14 protein-coding genes are annotated in these 17,354 nt (G+C 70.1%); 3 read left to right on the plus strand and 11 right to left on the minus strand.

The genetic code is table 11. From position 1 onward, the window contains the following. The first annotated feature begins 18 nt into the window (after positions 1–18). The 3 genes from ubiE (at position 19) to D9R12_RS09785 (ending at position 3,614) form a co-directional block, all read left to right on the plus strand. Positions 19–780 (plus strand): bifunctional demethylmenaquinone methyltransferase/2-methoxy-6-polyprenyl-1,4-benzoquinol methylase UbiE, encoded by a 762-nt coding sequence (gene ubiE / locus D9R12_RS09775; RefSeq protein WP_122230107.1) that lies wholly within the window; start codon positions 19–21, stop codon positions 778–780. A gap of 8 nt (positions 781–788) precedes the next feature. Continuing rightward, entirely contained in the window at positions 789–1,256 is a 468-nt protein-coding gene (locus D9R12_RS09780) for a YbaK/EbsC family protein (RefSeq protein ID WP_122230109.1), read from the plus strand. Positions 1,257–1,640: 384 nt separating this feature from the next. Further along, positions 1,641–3,614, plus strand: a complete 1,974-nt coding sequence (locus tag D9R12_RS09785) for a M1 family metallopeptidase (protein ID WP_122230111.1) — start codon at positions 1,641–1,643, stop codon at positions 3,612–3,614. 95 nt (positions 3,615–3,709) lie between these two features. Here the strand turns inward: D9R12_RS09785 and D9R12_RS09790 are convergent, their stop codons facing one another. The 11 genes from D9R12_RS09790 to flhB all read right to left on the minus strand — a co-directional run bounded on the left by D9R12_RS09790 (position 3,710) and on the right by flhB (position 17,344). After that, positions 3,710–4,795 (minus strand): HDOD domain-containing protein, encoded by a 1,086-nt coding sequence (locus D9R12_RS09790; protein WP_170159220.1) that lies wholly within the window; start codon positions 4,793–4,795, stop codon positions 3,710–3,712. A gap of 90 nt (positions 4,796–4,885) precedes the next feature. Continuing rightward, on the minus strand, positions 4,886–5,545 hold the full coding sequence (locus tag D9R12_RS09795) for a sensor histidine kinase (protein ID WP_014159438.1): 660 nt from the start codon (positions 5,543–5,545) through the stop codon (positions 4,886–4,888). 9 nt (positions 5,546–5,554) lie between these two features. Then, a complete protein-coding gene (locus tag D9R12_RS09800) occupies positions 5,555–7,000 on the minus strand; it encodes a putative bifunctional diguanylate cyclase/phosphodiesterase (RefSeq protein WP_122230115.1) in 1,446 nt (481 codons plus the stop codon). Further along, positions 6,997–7,776: a ParA family protein gene (locus D9R12_RS09805; protein ID WP_122230117.1), complete on the minus strand. Its 780-nt coding sequence runs from the start codon at positions 7,774–7,776 to the stop codon at positions 6,997–6,999. The genes D9R12_RS09800 and D9R12_RS09805 overlap by 4 nt, the downstream gene beginning before the upstream one ends. 1 nt (position 7,777) lies before the next feature. Further along, positions 7,778–8,800 (minus strand): flagellar motor protein MotD, encoded by a 1,023-nt coding sequence (gene motD, locus D9R12_RS09810; RefSeq protein WP_122230119.1) that lies wholly within the window; start codon positions 8,798–8,800, stop codon positions 7,778–7,780. A 25-nt stretch (positions 8,801–8,825) separates the two neighbouring features. After that, positions 8,826–9,569, minus strand: coding sequence for a flagellar motor protein (locus D9R12_RS09815; RefSeq protein ID WP_122230121.1), 744 nt, complete (start codon positions 9,567–9,569; stop codon positions 8,826–8,828). A 1,040-nt stretch (positions 9,570–10,609) separates the two neighbouring features. Next, positions 10,610–11,362, minus strand: coding sequence for an RNA polymerase sigma factor FliA (locus D9R12_RS09820; protein WP_122230124.1), 753 nt, complete (start codon positions 11,360–11,362; stop codon positions 10,610–10,612). Next, complete coding sequence (locus D9R12_RS09825; RefSeq protein WP_122230126.1) at positions 11,359–12,213, minus strand: MinD/ParA family protein; 855 nt, start codon at positions 12,211–12,213, stop codon at positions 11,359–11,361. Before D9R12_RS09825 ends, D9R12_RS09820 begins: the two co-directional genes overlap by 4 nt. Further along, a complete protein-coding gene (gene flhF, locus D9R12_RS09830; protein WP_122230128.1) occupies positions 12,200–13,876 on the minus strand; it encodes a flagellar biosynthesis GTPase FlhF in 1,677 nt (558 codons plus the stop codon). Before flhF ends, D9R12_RS09825 begins: the two co-directional genes overlap by 14 nt. A 223-nt stretch (positions 13,877–14,099) precedes the next feature. Next, positions 14,100–16,184, minus strand: a complete 2,085-nt coding sequence (flhA, locus tag D9R12_RS09835) for a flagellar biosynthesis protein FlhA (RefSeq protein WP_122230130.1) — start codon at positions 16,182–16,184, stop codon at positions 14,100–14,102. After that, entirely contained in the window at positions 16,181–17,344 is a 1,164-nt protein-coding gene (flhB, locus tag D9R12_RS09840; protein ID WP_122230132.1) for a flagellar biosynthesis protein FlhB, read from the minus strand. Before flhB ends, flhA begins: the two co-directional genes overlap by 4 nt. Between the last annotated feature and the right edge of the window lie 10 nt (positions 17,345–17,354).

Below are 17,354 nucleotides of genomic sequence, written 5' to 3' on the forward strand. Positions count from 1 at the left end.
CGATGCGATAATCGACCCATGAGCGAATCCCCCTACACCTCGGGCACCACCCATTTCGGCTTCCGCGACGTCGCCGCGCGCGACAAGCAGAAGCTGGTCGGCCAGGTCTTCACCTCGGTGGCCGGCAAGTACGACCTGATGAATGACCTGATGAGCCTGGGGATTCATCGCCTCTGGAAGCGCTACTTCACCGCCACCGCGCAGGTCAAGCCGGGCGACCGGGTGCTGGACCTGGCCGGCGGCACCGGCGACATCGCCGCGCTGCTCAGGGAGCGGGTCGGCAAGACCGGCAGCATCGTGCTGGGCGACATCAATGCCGGCATGCTCACCGTCGGCCGCGACCGCATGACCGACCGCGGTCTGGTGGCGGGCATGGAGTACGTGCAGCTCAACGCCGAGGCGTTGCCGTTCCCGGACAACAGCTTCGACTTGGTGACGATTGCCTTTGGCCTGCGCAACGTCACCGACAAGGACGCCGCCCTGGGCGAGATGTACCGCGTGCTCAAGGTCGGCGGACAGGCGCGGGTGCTGGAGTTTTCCGAGGTCACCCCGGAGTGGTTCAAGCCGGTCTACGACTTCCACTCGTTCAAGGTCCTGCCCAGGCTGGGCAAGCTGTTTGCAGGCGATGCCGACAGCTACCAGTACCTGGCCGAGTCGATCCGCAAGCACCCCCCGCAGGAACAGCTCAAGGCGATGATGGCCGCGGCCGGGTTCGCCCGCGTGCGCTACACCAACCTGTCGGCCGGCATCGTCGCCATCCACGACGGCTACAAGGCCTGAGCGCGGCGATGAGCCTTGCGTCGGTGCGCGCTTTCCTGGCCGCCCATGCGCCGGACCTGGAGATCGTGGTGACCGACGGTTCCACCGCGACGGTGGCCGAGGCCGCCGCCCGGCACGGGGTGGCGCCGGGACAGATCGCCAAGACCCTGGCGTTCTGCAAGCAGGATGGCGAGGCTTTCCTGGTCGTGGCCCGTGGCGATGCGCGCATGGACAACGCCAAGATGAAGGCCGCCTTCGGCGGCAAGACCCGGATGCTGGACCCCGAGCGGGTCCTGGCCCTGACCGGGCATCCGGTCGGCGGCGTCTGCCCGTTCGGGCTGGCTACGCCGCTGCCGGTGTACTGCGATGTGTCGCTGCGGTGCTTCGATGTGGTCATCCCCGCCGCGGGAGCGACCAACAGCGCGGTGAGGATCGCGCCGGGGTGGATGGCCGAACTGATCGATGCCTCCTGGGTGGACGTCTGCCGCCAGGCCTGAGCAGGTCGATGAGGCTTCGCCTTCGTGGGAGTAACTGTCTGCTCGATGTGCTCGGCCCCCTCTCCCCCGCTTGCGGGGGGAGAGGGGGCTGGGGTGAGGGGGGCTTTTGCTTGAAGCCCAGCAAACCGCAGCCGGCTTCGGAACGTTGATGTGTCGTCGTCAGCATGACCGTCATCCCTATCCCCCTCACCCTGACCCTCTGCTTCGCACCCCGGCCCGCGCCAGCGGCGCGGGCGCTCCACAAGGCACGCGCGCCAGTGGCGCGCAAGCCGTGCCTTCTCGCCCCGCTTGCGGGGGGAGAGGGGCAAAATCCCAGCGATGCGGCCTACAAATGCGTGGCGCGTTCTAGACTTGGCTTCTTCTTCCGTTGCAGGACCTTGCCTGATGCGTGCCATGTTGTTGAGCCTGTCCACCGCCGCCGTGCTGGTGGCCGGCTGCTCGAAGTCCCCCGAACCCGACCACACGCCCGCCACCGCCGCCAAGCCTGCCGCAGTGAACACGCCCGACCGTCGCCACGATGAAAGTTCCTACGCACAGCCCGACCAGGTGGTCATCAAGGACCTGGCACTGGACGTCAAGGTGGATTTCGACAGCAGGCAGATCGGTGGCACGGCCACCTATCGGCTGGACTGGAAGGACCCTGCGGCCACCACGCTGGTGCTGGATACCCGCGCGCTGACCATCGAGAAGGTCGAAGGTGGCGATGCGGCCGGCAAGACCTTCGCCCCGCTGCAATACGCACTGGCCGACGCCGACCAGGTGCTGGGCAGCAAGCTGACCGTGCAGGCGCCGCAGCGCAACCCGATCGTGCGCATCAGCTATCACACCACGCCGGAAGCCTCCGGCCTGCAGTGGCTGGCGCCATCGATGACCGAAGGCAAGCAGTTGCCCTTCATGTTCAGCCAGTCCCAGGCCATCCACGCGCGCAGCTGGGTGCCGCTGCAGGACACCCCGGGGGTGCGCTTCACCTACACCGCCCGCGTCACCAGCCGCCCGGACCTGATGGTGCTGATGAGCGCGGGCAACGACCCGGCCTCGGTGCGCGATGGCGACTACCATTTCGTGCAGAACAAGCCGATCCCGTCCTACCTGCTGGCCATCGCCGCCGGCGATCTGGTGTTCCGCCCGCTGTCCGACCGCGCCGGGGTGTGGGCCGAACCGGCCATGGCCGACAGGGCCGCAGCCGAGTTCGTCGACACCGAGAAGATGATCACCACCACCGAGCAGCTGTACGGCCCGTATCGCTGGGGCCGCTACGACATCCTGGTGCTGCCGCCCTCGTTCCCGTTCGGCGGCATGGAGAACCCGACCCTGACCTTCGCCACCCCGACCGTGATCGTCGGCGACAGGTCGCTGGTGTCGCTGGTGGCCCACGAACTGGCGCACAGCTGGTCGGGCAACCTGGTGACCAATGCCAGCTGGAAGGACATCTGGCTCAACGAAGGCTTCACCACCTACGTCCAGGCGCGCATCACCGAGGCGCTGTACGGCCAGGAGATGGCCGAGATGGAGCGCCAGATCGACCAGGCCGACTTGGCGGCCAACGAGCTGAAGGCGCTGCCGCCCGAGCGCCAGCTGCTGCGCATGCCGCCGCTGGGCGGTGCCGACCCGGACGATGCGCTGAGCGAGGTGGCCTACGTCAAGGGCGCCTGGTTCCTGCAGTTCCTGGAACAGCGCTTCGGCCGCGAGCTGTTCGATCCGTTCCTGCGCAAGTGGTTCGACGACCATGCGTTCACGAGCGTGACCACCGATGCGTTCGTCGATGACCTGAAGAACAACCTGCTGCCCCGCAATCCCAACGCGGTCACCGCGCAGGAACTGGACGCCTGGCTCGACCAGCCCGGCATCCCGCCCTCGGCGCCGCGCGCGCAGTCGCGTGGCTTTGCCCTGGTGGATACCGCGCGCATCGCCTGGCTGGGCAGCGGCACGCTGCCGTCCAGCCAGGTCACCGAGCAGTGGGTGACCCAGCAGTGGGTGCACTTCATCGAGGGCCTGGGCGAGACCCAGCCGCTGGACAAGCTCAAACAGCTCGATGCCACCTACCACTTCACCGGCACGCCCAACGGCGAGATCGCCATGCGCTGGTATCCACTGGCCATCCGCAGCGGCGACAGGGACGCCTGGCCGGCCGCCGGTGAGTTCATCCAGCGCGTGGGCCGGCGCAAGCTGATCCTGCCGATCTATGCCGAGCTGGTGAAAACCCCCGAGGGCCTGGCCTTCGCCAGGGAGGTCTTCGCCAGGGCCGAGCCGGGCTATCACCCGATCACCACCGGCTCGGTCAGGGCGATGCTGGACAAGGCGGCTGCGCCCGAGCCGCAAGCATCCGTGGCCCCGACGCCGTCCGTGCCGGCGCACTAAGTCCGGCACGAAAAGCCGCCGCCCGGTCCGCAGCTGCGGACCGGACGGCGGCTTTTTCATTTCTTCAAGGGCCGGCCACCGGCGCGGCGGTGCGCTCAGCCCGGGCTGGCCACCGGTTCCAGCTGGGCATCGGCCAGCGCACGCCAGCGCGGCAGCTGATCCAGGCGGCCGACGCGCCGCAGGTAGTCGGTGTCCGGTTCGTGGCCTTCGACCAGGGCCGCGGCCACATGGACCGCGCCGGTGACCCAGAACACGGTGCCCGACTGCGCCGGCTGCTGGTGGAAGGCGACCGCTTCGACGATCGGCGTCGGCAGGCCCCACAGGCCCAGCAGATAGGCACCGGCGATGCCCTGCGGCAGGATCACGGCGGTGCCGCCCTGCTGGACCTGCATCGGCGGCAACAGCAGCCCCACTTGCGAGAGCAGCCCGGCGGTGCCGGCCAGGCCGGCGCTGGCGCCGGGCAGCAGCTGCGCGCTCAGGCGCGAGATGCTCATCGCGCGCTCGCGCACCACGTCGGCGCCGGGACCGGAGGAAAACACTTCACTGGCCAGTACCAGCTGGCGCAGCGCGTCCTGGCCCAGGCGGATGACCGCCGTGCGCAGGTCGCTGATCTCGCGGCCGCCGGAGTAATAGGCCGAGTTGCTCAGGCGCAGCACCCGCGCGGCCAGCGCCGGGTCCTGCGAGACCACCGCCACCACGTCGCCGGCCTGGGTCGCCGGATCGCGCAGCATGCGGGTCAGGGTGAGGTACTGCCTGGGCGCAGCCGGCAGCGGTCCGGCGCGCTCGATGGCCTGCTTCAGGCCGGCATCGTCGAGCAGGTCGCGCAGCGCAGCCATGCTCTCGATCGCCTCGATCACCGCCGCACCATCCAGCGGTTCGGGCAGCACGCGATGGACCACGTCCAGCGCATGCATGACCTCCTCGTCGCGCTGGCCGTCCATCAGCACAAACCGCGCGGCCAGTGGATGGTGCTCGCGGGCGTGATTGAGCAACAGGCTGCAGCGGTTCCAGCCGTCGGCCGAAAAGCACACCAGCGCGTCCGGCGCCTGCAGGGCGTCCAGCGGCGTGGGGCCATCGTCCAGCGGCAGCCAGGTGACCTGCCAGTCCAGGCCCTGTTCGGCCAGCTCGGCGCGCAGGGTCGCGGCGTCTTCCTGATGTTGGCCTGCCACGACGATGTGCACGGTCTCTCCTGATGGTGTGGTGCCTTCGGGCACGGATGATAGCAACGCGGTTGCCGTACACATGGACTGTCGCGCACCCAAGACGCGCGTTCAGGCGTGCAGTGGCAGCCGGGCGATGAGGCAGGTGCCGGTGGCGGCAGCGGTTTCCTGCAGGGTACCGCCCAGCGCGGTGGCGCGCTCGCGCATGGCCAGGCGGCCGAAGCCGGGCGCCGCGTCGATGTCGTGGCCGCGACCATCGTCGTCAATCTGCAGCTGCAGCAGGCTGGCTTCCACGGACAGGTGCAGGCGCACGTGCGTGGCCTGGCCGTGGCGCAAGGCGTTGCTGATTGCTTCCTGGGCGATGCGGTAGGCGGCCAGTTCCACCTCGGCTGCTGCCCGCGGTACCGGGGTGGCCAGAGTGAGTTGCAGCCGGGCCGGCCCGCGCCGGCTCAGATCCTCGCACAGCGCCTGCAGCGCGGCGACCAGGCCGAAGCTGTCCAGCTGCGGCGGATGCAGCCCGCGGGCCAGCCGGCGAATGCGTTCCAGCGCGTCCTGCGCCAGGGCCAGCACATCGCAGGCCAGGTCCTGCTGGGCCGGGTCCTGCAGGGTCTGCGCCAGCGCGCTGGCGCTCAGGCGCAGCGCGGTCAGCAGCTGGCCGAGCTCGTCATGCAGGTCACGGGCGATACGGGCGCGTTCGGCTTCCTGCACGGCCAGCCGTTGGCGGGTGGGCAGCGCAGGGGGCGATGGGGTCGGATGGCCGGAGGCGCTCATCCGCGAAGACTACCCGAGCCGGCCGCCGGGCAACTGGCGGGCCTGCTGGTAGTTGGCCAGCCACTGGTCGAATTCCGGCGCCGGCAGCGCGGGCGAATACAGGTAGCCCTGCACCTCGTTGCAGCCCAGCGCACGCAGGAACTCGGCCTGTACGGTCGACTCGACGCCTTCGGCTGTGACCTGCAGGTCGAAGTTGCGCGCGATCAGCAGGATCGAGCGCACGATCGCTGCATCGCCGCGGTCCTGCATCACATCGCGCACGAAGCCGCGGTCGATCTTGACCCGGTCCACGGCCAGGTGATGCAGCATCGACAGCGACGCGTAGCCGGTGCCGAAATCATCGTAGGCCACGCGCACGCCGCGACGACGCAGGGCCTGCAGGGTGGCGCCGGCGCTGCCGTCGTTGCGCAGGGCGATGGTTTCGGTCAGTTCCAGCTCCAGCCGGGCCGGGGCCAGGCCGCTGTTGGCCAGGGCGGTGTCGACCTCGTGCAGGAAGTCCTCGTGGTCGAACTGGGCCGGAAACAGGTTGACGCTCACCGCCAGCGGCCGGCCATCGACCAGTGGCCAGGTGGTGGCGTCCCTGCAGGCCTGTTCCAGGATCCACCAGCCCACCGTGGTGGCGATGCCGCTGATGGCCAGCGCATCCAGGAACGCGGCCGGCATCAGCAGGCCACGCTCGGGATGGCGCCAGCGCAGCAGCGCCTCGGCACCGGCTACGCGACCGGACTTGAGTTCGATCTGCGGCTGGTAGTGCAGCTCGAACTCGCCGTCGCGTTCGGCCCGGCGCAGTTCCAGGTCCAGCCTGCGCCGGTCGATGGCCTCGGTGCGCATGCCCGGTTCGAACCGGCGCAGCGAACGGCCGCGGCTGCGCTTGGCGTGATGCATGGCCAGCTGCGCGCGGGTGACCAGTTCCAGCGCATCGGGAACCTCGGGCGAGACATCGACCGCGGGTACTTCGTCGGCGCCGGGGCTGTCGCTGCTGTCCGCTGTCTCGTCATGGTCCAGCGCCATGCCGATGCACGCATCCAGGTGCACCCGGTGCAGATCGACCTCGCATGGCTGGGCCAGGTCCAGCAGCAGTGCATTGAGCATCGCCTCGATGGTCTTCTGGCGCGCGCTGGGAAAGGCCATGGCGAACTCGTCGCCCTCCAGGCGGGCGAGGAAGACGTCATCGGGCAGACGCGCCATCAGCCGCGCGGCCACCACCTGCAGCACCGTGTCGGCGGTGCCGTGGCCCAGGGTCACGATGATCGAGCGGAAGTTGTCCAGGCCCAGCAAGGCCACCGTGGTGGGTTCGCTGGACATGCGCCGCGCGTCCAGGGCCGTCAGCAGCGCGTTGCGGTTGGGCAGGCCGGTGACCGGGTCTTCCTCGGCACGCGAAGGTTCGCGCGACGCGCCGTCCAGCAGCGCGTCCAGGTAGTTCGCCAGCGGGTCTTGGTTGGGCGGGCTGCTCATGCGGCCTGGCTCTGCGGCGAGGTCGCCGGCGGCTGAGCCAGCAGCCAGGCCAGTGCCTGCCGGTAGGCTTCGGCACCGGCGCCGGTCAGCGGTGCGTTGGCGGCGATGGCCCGGGCGTCGCGCAGGCGCGCATCCATCGGCACCGCATCGGGCCATACCCGTCCGGCGTACAGGCCGTGCAGCAGCTCCAGGCTCTGCTGGCCCAGGGCGGTGCGCCGGTCGAACAGCGTGGGCAGCACGAAGCGCGCCAGTGGACGGCGGCGCGAGGTCTCCACCATCTCGGCGGTGTGCAGCATGTCGGCCAGGCCGTGCAGGGCCAGCGGGTCGGTCTGGGTCGGCACCACCAGGCGGTCGGCCGCGGCCAGCGCGTTGACCATCAGCAGGCTCAGGGTGGGTGGGCAGTCCAGCAGCGCGTAGTCATACAGGTGGGTGACGCTGGCCAGTGCGCGCTGCAGGGCCATGCCCAGGCCAGGCTGGGTCGCGCTGCGGCGTTCCAGCGTGGCCAGTCCCGGTTGGGCGGCCAGCAGGCGCAGGCCATCGATGGGCGTGGTCCGGGCCAGGGCGTCCAGCGACGGTGCGTCGGCCGAGAACAGTTCGTGTGTGCCGAGGGGCACCGGATGGCGCGGCACGTTGAAGGCGCGCGTCATCGAGGCATGTGGGTCCAAGTCGACCAGCAGGACCTGCCGGGCGGATTCAGCCAGCCCGCGTGCCAGGCACAGCGTACTGGTGGTCTTGCCCACCCCGCCCTTCTGATTGGCGATTGCCCAGATCTGCATGTCAGTTGCCCCCTGTGGCAGGTGCATGCGTGCCCGCGCCGATCATCGCAGGTGCGGCAGTGGCCGGCGCAGGGTCGGCGGCACCGGCCGCGGTCGACGCGGCCGGTGCAGGCGCCTGAGCGATCACCGGCGGGGGCTTGATGATGGCGTCCGGTCCCTGTGGCGCGCCTTGCGGGGTGGCCAGGATCACCAGCATCACCCGGCGGTTGGCATTGCGTCCGGCCGCGGTGGCGTTGTCGGCGATCGGCTGGTGTTCGCCGTAGCCGACCACGGCCAGGCGCGAAGCGGGCACGCCCTGGTCGGCGAGCACGTGGACCACGCTGGCCGCGCGCGCGGCCGACAGTTCCCAGTTGGAAGGGTATTGCACGGTGGCGATGGGCTGGTTGTCGGTGTAGCCCTCCACGCGCACCGCGTTGGGCACCTTGCGCAGGACCTCGGCCAGCTGGCGCACGATGTTGGTGGCCGCCGGGTTGGCCCTGGCCACGCCGCTGGCGAACAGGATGTCGCTCTGGATTTCCACTTCCAGGTAGTTGGCGCCGCGGCGCACGGTGACCAGTTTCTTCTGCACCAGGTCAGAGAGCACGGCCTGCAGGTCTTCGCCCAGCGCGATCAGCTGGCCTTCGGAGGTGTCCTTGCCGCCGCCCGGACCGTCGATGTCGGTGGGCAGCCGGCCGGCGGTGCTCTTGCCGTAGCGCGGCATGTCCAGTGCCTGGCGGGCCCTGGACTGCATCAGCTCGCTGGCCGGGGCCGGCCCGATGCGTGCGGCGGCGGTGGCCAGCGAGGGCCGATCGAAGGAGGACCCCAGCAGCTGGTGCTTGCCCAGCTGCAGCGGCGAGACCGAACGCGGCGGCCCGCCGAACTCGGCGTTGAGCGCATCGGACACCGCGCGGAACTTGCCTTCATTGACCGAGGAAATGGCGTACATCACCACGAACAGCGCCAGCAGCAGCGTTACCAGATCGCCATAGGGGATGGCCCAGGCTTCGTGGTTGGCGTGTTCTTCGTGCTGGTGCTTGCGCGCCATGATCGCCTCAGGTCCCTTGAACGGTTCAGTGCTGCACGTAGACGGACAGGCGCGACTCGATGTTGCGCGGGTTCTCGCCCTGGGCAATGGCGATCAGGCCTTCCAGGATCATCTCGCGCGATTCGTTCTGCTCGGCGATCAGCGCCTTGAGCTTGCTGGCCATCGGCAGGAACAGCAGGTTGGCCAGGCCAATGCCGTAAATGGTGGCGGTGAACGCGCCGGCGATGCCGTGGCCCAACTTGGACGGGTCGGCCAGGTTCTTCATCACCGCGATCAGGCCCAGTACCGCGCCGATGATGCCCAGGGTCGGCGCATAGATGCCCATGCCCTCGAACACCTTGGCCGCGGCGGTGTCGCGGGTCTGCTGGTGGTGCATGTCGGTTTCCAGGACGTTGCGGATCGCGTCCGGCTCGATCCCGTCGACCACCATCTGCAGGCCCTTCTTGATGAATTCATCGTCCTGGTCCTTGACCTGCGCTTCCAACCCCAAAAGGCCCTGCTTGCGTGCGGTGTTGGACCACTCGACGATCTTGGCCAGCACGCCGGCGCGGTCCTGGGACGGGGGCATGAACACCCACCGGGCGATCTTCCAGGCCAGCATGAAGGTGCTCATGTGGGTCTGGAGCATGATCGCGGCGAAGGTGCCGACCACGACGATGACGAACGCGGCCGGCGACCACAGGGCTTCGATCCCCGCGCCCTTGAGCACGCTGCCCAGCAGCAGCGCGCACAGGGCGAGGATTCCACCAATGAGGCTGAGCTTGTCCATGGTGTCTTTGACGGCCGCAGGCCGCGATCCTGAAGAGGAAATTTTCGGACGAGGTGGTGGGCAGCGTCGAGGACGCCTGGGGCAGGTGACGCTCGCTCGATGGGCCGGGCACATCGAGAACGCTGCCTTGCCCCTGCCTTTCGCGCCTCAGCGCGAAGGGGAGGGTCTGGGAGGGGTGCTTTTGCTTTCGGCGCGCAGCACATGCAAGAGCGAGCAGATCAACAGCAACCCCTCCCCATCCCTCCCCTGCTTCGCAAGGGAGGGGGCCAAGCGGCTCGCTCGGTGGGCCGGGCACATCGAGAACGCTGCCTTGCCCCCTGCCTTTCGCGCGTCAGCGCGAAGGGGAGGGTCGGTGAGGGGTGCCTTTGCTTTCGGCGCGCAGCACATGCAAGAGCGAGCAGATCAACAGCAACCCCTCCCCATCCCTCCCCTGCTTCGCAAGGGAGGGGGCCAAGCGGCTCGCTCGGTGGACCGGCACATCGAGAACGCTGCCTTGCTCCCTCCCCTTCGCGCGTCAGCGCGAAGGGGAGGGTCTGGGAGGGGTGCTTTTGCTTTCGGCGCCGAGCACATGCAAGAACGAGCAGATCAACAGCAACCCCTCCCCATCCCTCCCCTGCTTCGCAAGGGAGGGGGCCAAGCGGCTCGCTCGGTGGGCCGGGCGGATCGAGAACGCTGCCTTGCCCCCTGCCTTTCGCGCGTCAGCGCGAAGGGGAGGGTCGGGGTGCCTTTGCTTTCGGCGCCGAGCACATGCAAGAGCGAGCAGATCAACAGCAACCCCTCCCCATCCCTCCCCTGCTTCGCAAGGGAGCGGGCCAAGCGGCTCGCTCGGTGGGCCGGGCAAATCAAGAACGCTGCCTTGCCCCTGCCTTTCGCGCGTCAGCGCGAAGGGGAGGGTCGGGGAGGGGTGCCTTTGCTTTCGGCGCGCAGCACATGCAAGAACGAGCAGATCAACAGCAACCCCTCCCCATCCCTCCCCTGCTTCGCAAGGGAGGGGGCCAAGCGCAGCGCGATCGAGGATGGCCTGCGCTGCCGCGTGTCCGTCAGTCTTCCGGGTCCTGCGGCTCGCGCTTCCAGTCGGCCAGGCGGGCGCGCAGGCGGACCATGGCCTGGCCATGGATCTGGCAGGCCCGCGATTCGCTGACCGCCAGCACCGCGCCGATCTCGCGCAGGTTCAGTTCCTGCTCGTAATAGAGCGAGAGCACCAGGCCTTCGCGCTCGGGCAGGCTGGCGATGGCCTCGGCCAGGGCGCAGCGGAATGCTTGGTCCTCGAACGCGCGTGCCGGGGTGGCGTGGTCGGCGGTGGCCAGTTGCGGTTCGCCGTCGTGCTCGTCCATGTGCGCGTCCAGGCTGGAGAGCTGGCCGCGGGCAGCGTCCTCGACCAGCTGGTGATATTCCTCCAGCGGGATCTCCATCGCCGCGGCCACTTGGGCCGGGCTTGCGGCGCGGCCGGTGGACTGCTCGATCCGGCGCACCGCGGCGATCATCTGCCGGTAGTTGCGATGGACCGAACGCGGGGTCCAGTCGCCGCGGCGCATCTGGTCGATCATCGCCCCGCGGATGCGGATGGACGCATAGGTCTCGAAGGTCGCGCCCTGGTCGGCCTGGTAGTTGCGGGCCGCCTCGATCAGGCCGAGCATGCCGGCCTGGATCAGGTCGTCGATCTCCACGCTGGCCGGCAGCCGCGCGGCCAGGTGGTGGGCGATGCGGCGGACCAGCTCGCCGTGCCTTTCGACGATGTCGCTGGCCGAGCCGTTCTGGTGGGCGCGATAGCTTCTGGCGGCAAGGGCGTTCATGGCGTGCGGCTCCCCGGGGCGGCGGGCTGGCCGACCAGGCGTTCAAGGAAGAATTCCACGTGCCCACGCGGGCCGGTGGGCTGCTGCCACTGGCGGGCACGCCGGGCCACCTCACGGTAGGCGGCGGCCGAGGGCGCCGAGGGGAAGGCGTCCACGACCGCTTCCTGGCGCTGCACCGCGCGGCGCAGCCACTCGTCGCGCGGGATCGCGCCCAGATAGTTGAGGGTGATGTCCAGGAAGCGCGAGACCACCCGTTCGAGCTTGGCGAACAGGGCCGGGCCCTCGGCGGCGTCTGCCACCTGGCTGGCCAGCACGTGCACGCGCTGCACGCCGCGGTCGCGCCCGAGCACCTTGATCAGCGCGTAGGCGTCGGTCATCGAGGCTGGCTCGTCGCAGACCACCACCACCACATCGTGCGCGGCCTGGCAGAAGGTCAGCACCCCATCGGCGATGCCGGCGGCGTTGTCGATCACCATCACCTCCAGCGGCAGGTCCAGCTCGGAGAAGGCATGGACCAGGCCCACGTGTTCCTGCGCCGAAAGCTGGGCCATGTGCTGCTTGCCCGATGCGGCCGGCACCACCAGCAGGCCGTTGGGGCCTTCCAGCAGGGTGTCGGCCAGCGTGCACTTGCCGGCGAACACATCGGACAGGGTGAAGCGCGGGGACAGGCCCAGCATCACATCGGCATTGGCCAGGCCCAAGTCGGTATCCAGCAACAGGGTGCGCTGGCCGGCATTGACCATGGCCGCGGCCAGGTTGATCGAGGTGGTGGTCTTGCCCACCCCGCCCTTGCCGCTGGCCACGGCGATCACCCGCGGCATGCGCAGGGCGCTGGCATCAGGCGACTGCATGGCGGGCCTCGATGCCGTGAGTGGCGACCTCGCTGCTGCGGCGCGCGCTTTCCATCGCCTGGGCGATGCGCTCGGCATCGCCGGCCTCGATGTCGGTGTCGATGCGCTGGCCGTGAGTGGTGTAGGCGATCGGCATGCCGGCACGGGTGCTGACCGACAGCGCACTGCCCAGGTAGCCGGTTTCGTCCAGCTTGGTCAGGACCAGGCCTTCGGGTGCGGCCGGCCGGTAGCGGCGGATCACCTCGCCCAGGTCCTGCGGGTGGCCATTGGCCGGCAGCACCAGCAGGCTGCGGACCTTGCGCGTGGCGCGCAGCCACAGGATCTGGTTGAACAGGGCGCGGTCGGTCGGCGCGTAGCCGGTGGTATCGACCAGCACCAGCGGGTAGTCGGCCAGCTGCTCCAGCGCCAGCTGCAGGCCGCCGATCCCGCGCGCCTCGCATACGGTGATGCCCAGCTTGCGGCCATGGGCCTGCAGTTGTTCGTGTGCGCCGGGACGCTCGCAGTCGGTGGTGACCAGGGCCACGTCGCGGGCGCGGTGGCGGGCGGCGAAGCGCGCGGCCAGCTTGGCCGCGGTGGTGGTCTTGCCGGCGCCGGTCGGGCCGACCAGGGCGATCACCCCGCCTTCGTCGATCGATTCGGAAGCGGCGATGGACAGGCTGCGGGCCAGCTCGGCTATCAGCGCGGCATTGATCTGCGACACCGGCAGCGCCGGGTCGATGCGCAGGGCCACGGCTTGGGCCAGCGACTGCTCGCAGCCGTGGCCGATCAGCGCATCGAAGGCCGCCGCCCGCGCCGGCGACCCGCGCAGGCGCTCCAGCGAGAGCTGCTCGATCTGCGTTTCCATCAGCGCGCGCATGCGGGCCATCTCCTCGCGCATGGCGGCAATCGCCGGGTCGACCTCGGCGGTGGGTACCAGCGACAGCGCTGGACGATCGGCCTCGACTGGCGCTGCGGCCGGCGTGAGCGCAGCCGGCGCGGCGGCTTCGACCTCCGCGCCGACCGTGACCTGGGCCAGCGGCGCGGCGAGCTGGGCCTGGTCGGTGCCGGTCATGTCCTGGGTGACGCGCGCCTGGGCTTGGCTGGCTGCCAGGCGCGCACGCAGGCTGGCGGCGAAGTCGGGGACCGGCGTTTGCGCCACCTCGGCCTGGGCGGCATGCAGCTGCGCCGGTGCGGCGGTGCGGGTCGGCGCGGCCGGAGCCGGAGCTGGAGCCTGTTCGGCCAGGGTCTGTTCGCCATGCTGGCCGCGCAGGCGGGCACGGGCGCGGGCCAGCAGCGACTCCGGGGCGGCGGTTTCGGCGCGGGGGCTGGTCAGGGCCGCGGCGAACGCGGCGGCCGGGTCGGCCTGGCGGCCGGCCGCTGCGGCGCCCGTGTCGGCTGGTGTTGCGGGCGGTGCGGGCGGCGCCGGGATTCCGGCGGCTGCCGAGATTCCGGCGTGGCCCTGGGCCAGGGCCGACAGTGCGGCCGGGCTGGAGTCGGTCGGGTCGGCACCGGCGGCGCGCATGGCCCGGGCCAGAGCGGCCTGGTCGTAGCCGGTGGCCGAGACCACTTCGATGCCACCGGCCACCGGCTGGCTGGACAGGATCACCGCATCGGGGCCCTGCGCATCACGGATCATCCGCAGGGCGGTGCGCATGTCGCTGGCAACGAAACGCTTGATGTTCATTTTCAGTGGACCTCCTGCGCTGCCGGCCACCCGGCATCACGCTGTCCAGGGCCATGCAGGACCCGTGCCGCGATCGCCGGGCGCAGGCAGCGACGGTGTGTCGGCGCGGAAGCCCCGGCATGGCCGATCGCCGGCGTGCCCATGGCCCCGGCAGCGCCTGGCGCGGACCCGGGACCACCGAGGCGGGGTCGACGCAGGAATCCGCGCGAACCCACCTTCCGGCTCAGCCCACCGCCCCCACCAGCCGCAGGCGCTTGTCCTCGGGCACTTCCGAATAGGCCAGCACCGACAGCGCCGGCACGCTGTGGCGGACCAGGCGGGCGATGGAGGCGCGCACCCCGCCGGGGACCAGCAGCACGGCCGGTTCGCCCTTGCTTTCCTGCTGGGTCACGCACTGGCTCAGGTTCTGGTGGATGCGTTCGGCCAGGCCCGGCTCCAGCGCGGCGCCGGCGCCGTTGACCGAATCCTGCAGCACCCGTTCCAGCTGCGGGGCCAGGGTGTAGACCGGCAACTCTTCGGCCATGCCGTTGATCTCCTGGACGATGAAGCGGCCCAACGCCACGCGCACCGCGGCGGTGAGCTGGGCCGGGTCCTGGGTATGCGGGGCGTGCTCGAGCAGGGTCTCCACGATCTGACGGATCTGGCGCAGCGGGACCCTGTCGGTCAGCAGCGACTGCAGCACCTTGGCCACCACCGACAGCGGCAGCAGCTTGGGCGTGAGGTCCTCGACCAGCTTGGCGTTGCCGCCGCGGCCCAGGGTGGCCAGCAGCTGCTGTACTTCTTCCAGGCCCAGCAGTTCGGCGGCGCGCTCGCGGATCAGGTGCGACAGATGGGTGGCGACCACCGTGGCCGCATCGACCACGGTGTAGCCCAGCGATTCGGCATGCGCGCGCTGGCTGGGCAGGATCCAGGTCGAATCCAGGCCGAAGGCCGGGTCCTTGCCGGGGATGCCGTCCAGCGCCCCGAACACCCGGCCCGGGTCCAGGGCCAGTTCGCGATCCGGGTGGATCTCGCCACCGGCCAGCGGCACCCCGTGGACCAGCACCCGGTACTGGCCCGGAGCCAGCTCCAGGTTGTCGCGCACGTGCACGGCCGGGATCAGGAAGCCCAGGTCCTGGGTCAGCTTGCGGCGCACGCCCTTGAGCCGCGCCAGCAGCTCGCCGCCCTGTTGCTTGTCCACCAGCGCGATCAGCTTGTAGCCCACTTCCAGGGCCAGCGGCTCGACCGGGCGGATCTCGTCCCAGCTCAGCTCGGCATTGGGCGCGGCGGCGGCGCCGGCACTGGCCGCCGCGGCGGCTTCGGCCTGGGGCGCGGCCAGGGTGCGCTGGTGCAGCCTGAAGGCGGCAAAGCCCAGGATGCCGGCCAGCAGCAGGAACGGGATGTTGGGCATGCCCGGGATGATCCCGATCAGGCCCAGCAGCAGCGCGGCCACGGTCAGCGCGCGCTGGTGGCCGAACACCTGCCTGGACACCGTGGCGCCCATGTCCTGCTCGCCGGTGGAGCGGGTCACCAACATCGCCACCGCGGTGGCGATCAGCAGCGCCGGCAGCTGCGCGACCAGGCCGTCGCCGATGGCCAGCAGGGTGTAGGTCCTGAACGCATCGCCGAAGCCCATGTCGTGCTGGAGCACGCCGATCAGCAGGCCACCGATGATGTTGATCGCCAGGATCAGCATGCCGGCGATGGCATCGCCGCGGACGAACTTGGAGGCACCATCCATCGAGCCGTAGAAGTCGGCTTCCTCGCGCACTTCCTGGCGGCGGGCCTTGGCTTCCTCGCGGGTCAGCAGGCCGGCGTTGAGGTCGGCATCGATCGCCATCTGCTTGCCGGGCAGGGCGTCCAGGATGAAGCGCGCCGAGACCTCGGAGATGCGCCCGGCGCCCTTGGTGACCACCACGAAGTTGACGATGGTCAGGATCGCGAAGACCACGATGCCCACGGCAAAGCTGCCGCCGATCACGAACTGGCCGAAGGACTCGATCACATGGCCGGCCGCGCCCGGACCCTTGTGGCCGTGCAGCAGGACCACCCGGGTGGAGGCCACGTTCAGCGCCAGCCGCAGCAGGGTGACCATCAGCAGGACGCTGGGGAAGATCGAGAACTCCAGCGGCCGCTTCACGTACACCACCGCCAGCATCACCACCAGCGACAGGGCGATGTTGATGGTGAACAGCCCGTCCAGGACGATCGGCGCCAGCGGCACGATCACCATGGCCAGCATCGCCACCACCACCAGCGGGGCGGCCGCACCGCTCCGGATCGCGCCGATCACGCCGTTGACGGAGATCCGTCCGGGTTGTGCGCTCACGGCGAGGACTCCCCGGCGCCGTGCGGATCGAAGTCGACCGCGCCCTCGGGTCCGGCATCGACCTCGGCCAGCGAGGGCATCGGCCCGCGACCAGGGGCCCAGGCGCGCAGCTGGTACACGTAGGAGAGGACTTGTGCGACGGCTGCGTAGAGCTTCACCGGGATTTCCTGATCGAGCTGGGCCTGCCTGTACAAGGACCGTGCCAGCGGCGGGGCCTCGACCACCGCGATGCGGTGCTGCCCGGCCAGTTCGCGGATCGCCATGGCCATCTCGTCCATGCCCTTGGCCACCACCACCGGCGCGCGCATGCCGCCGTCGGCCTTGTACTTGAGGGCCACCGCGTAGTGGGTGGGGTTGACCAGCACCACATCGGCGGTGGGCACCGCCTCCATCATCCGGCGCCGCGACATCTGCATGGCCACCTGGCGCACCCGGGCCTTCATCTCCGGATTGCCCTCGGCCTCCTTGTGCTCGTCGCGGATCTCCTGCTTGGTCATCTTCAGCCTGGCCCGGTACTGGAAGTGCTGCCACGGCACGTCGATCAGGGCCAGTGCGCCCAGCGCACCGACCATGGCCAGCAACGTGGTCATGGCCATCTGCACCCCGCCGGCCACCGACTGCTCCAGCGAGGCCTGCGGCATGCCCAGCAAGGCCTTGAACGCGCGGTACACCATCCAGCCGCCGATCCCGCCGATCAAGGCCACCCGCAGCAGCGAGCGCAGCACCTCGGCCAGGCTTTCCCTGCCCCACATCCGGGCCAGGCCGGACATCGGGTTCAGACGCGAGAAATCCGGCTGCAGCGACTGCCCGGCAAAGCGCAGGCTGCCCATGATCGCCGGGGAAATCGCACAGGCGATCAGCGCAGCGAAGAGCATCGGCAGCATCGGCGCCACCAGCGATCCCAGCAGGCCCGCGGCGTGCGGCAGCAGCCGGTCGGGCGCGTCGAGCAGGGCGCGGTCGTAGTGCAGCGCGGCCCGCATCCAGTCGCGACTGGCCGCGCCGATGTGGCCGGCGCTGGCCTTCAGTGCCAGCACCGCGCAGCCCAGCACGGCCACGTTGGCCAGTTCGCGCGAGCGCGGGACGTTGCCTTTCTCCCGGGCCTGGCGCAGGCGTTTTTCGGTCGGGGCCTCGGTGCGGTCTTCCTGGTCCTGGCTGCTCATCGTGCGGTCC

The organism is Pseudoxanthomonas spadix, assembly GCF_003703395.1.
GTDB classification, from domain to species: domain Bacteria; phylum Pseudomonadota; class Gammaproteobacteria; order Xanthomonadales; family Xanthomonadaceae; genus Pseudoxanthomonas_A; species Pseudoxanthomonas_A spadix.

Excerpts from the sequence above, each read along its gene's own strand:
- D9R12_RS09800 (WP_122230115.1), bottom strand. The coding sequence starts at position 7,000 with ATGAGCAGCCCGCCCAACCAAGACCCGCTGGCGAACTACCTGGACGCG.
- D9R12_RS09780 (WP_122230109.1), top strand. The coding sequence starts at position 789 with ATGAGCCTTGCGTCGGTGCGCGCTTTCCTGGCCGCCCATGCGCCGGAC.
- D9R12_RS09820 (WP_122230124.1), bottom strand. The coding sequence starts at position 11,362 with ATGAACGCCCTTGCCGCCAGAAGCTATCGCGCCCACCAGAACGGCTCG.
- D9R12_RS09785 (WP_122230111.1), top strand. The coding sequence starts at position 1,641 with ATGCGTGCCATGTTGTTGAGCCTGTCCACCGCCGCCGTGCTGGTGGCC.
- D9R12_RS09815 (WP_122230121.1), bottom strand. The coding sequence starts at position 9,569 with ATGGACAAGCTCAGCCTCATTGGTGGAATCCTCGCCCTGTGCGCGCTG.
- motD (WP_122230119.1), bottom strand. The coding sequence starts at position 8,800 with ATGGCGCGCAAGCACCAGCACGAAGAACACGCCAACCACGAAGCCTGG.
- flhF (WP_122230128.1), bottom strand. The coding sequence starts at position 13,876 with ATGAACATCAAGCGTTTCGTTGCCAGCGACATGCGCACCGCCCTGCGG.
- ubiE (WP_122230107.1), top strand. The coding sequence starts at position 19 with ATGAGCGAATCCCCCTACACCTCGGGCACCACCCATTTCGGCTTCCGC.
- D9R12_RS09805 (WP_122230117.1), bottom strand. The coding sequence starts at position 7,776 with ATGCAGATCTGGGCAATCGCCAATCAGAAGGGCGGGGTGGGCAAGACC.
- D9R12_RS09825 (WP_122230126.1), bottom strand. The coding sequence starts at position 12,213 with ATGCAGTCGCCTGATGCCAGCGCCCTGCGCATGCCGCGGGTGATCGCC.
- D9R12_RS09795 (WP_014159438.1), bottom strand. The coding sequence starts at position 5,545 with ATGAGCGCCTCCGGCCATCCGACCCCATCGCCCCCTGCGCTGCCCACC.
- flhB (WP_122230132.1), bottom strand. The coding sequence starts at position 17,344 with ATGAGCAGCCAGGACCAGGAAGACCGCACCGAGGCCCCGACCGAAAAA.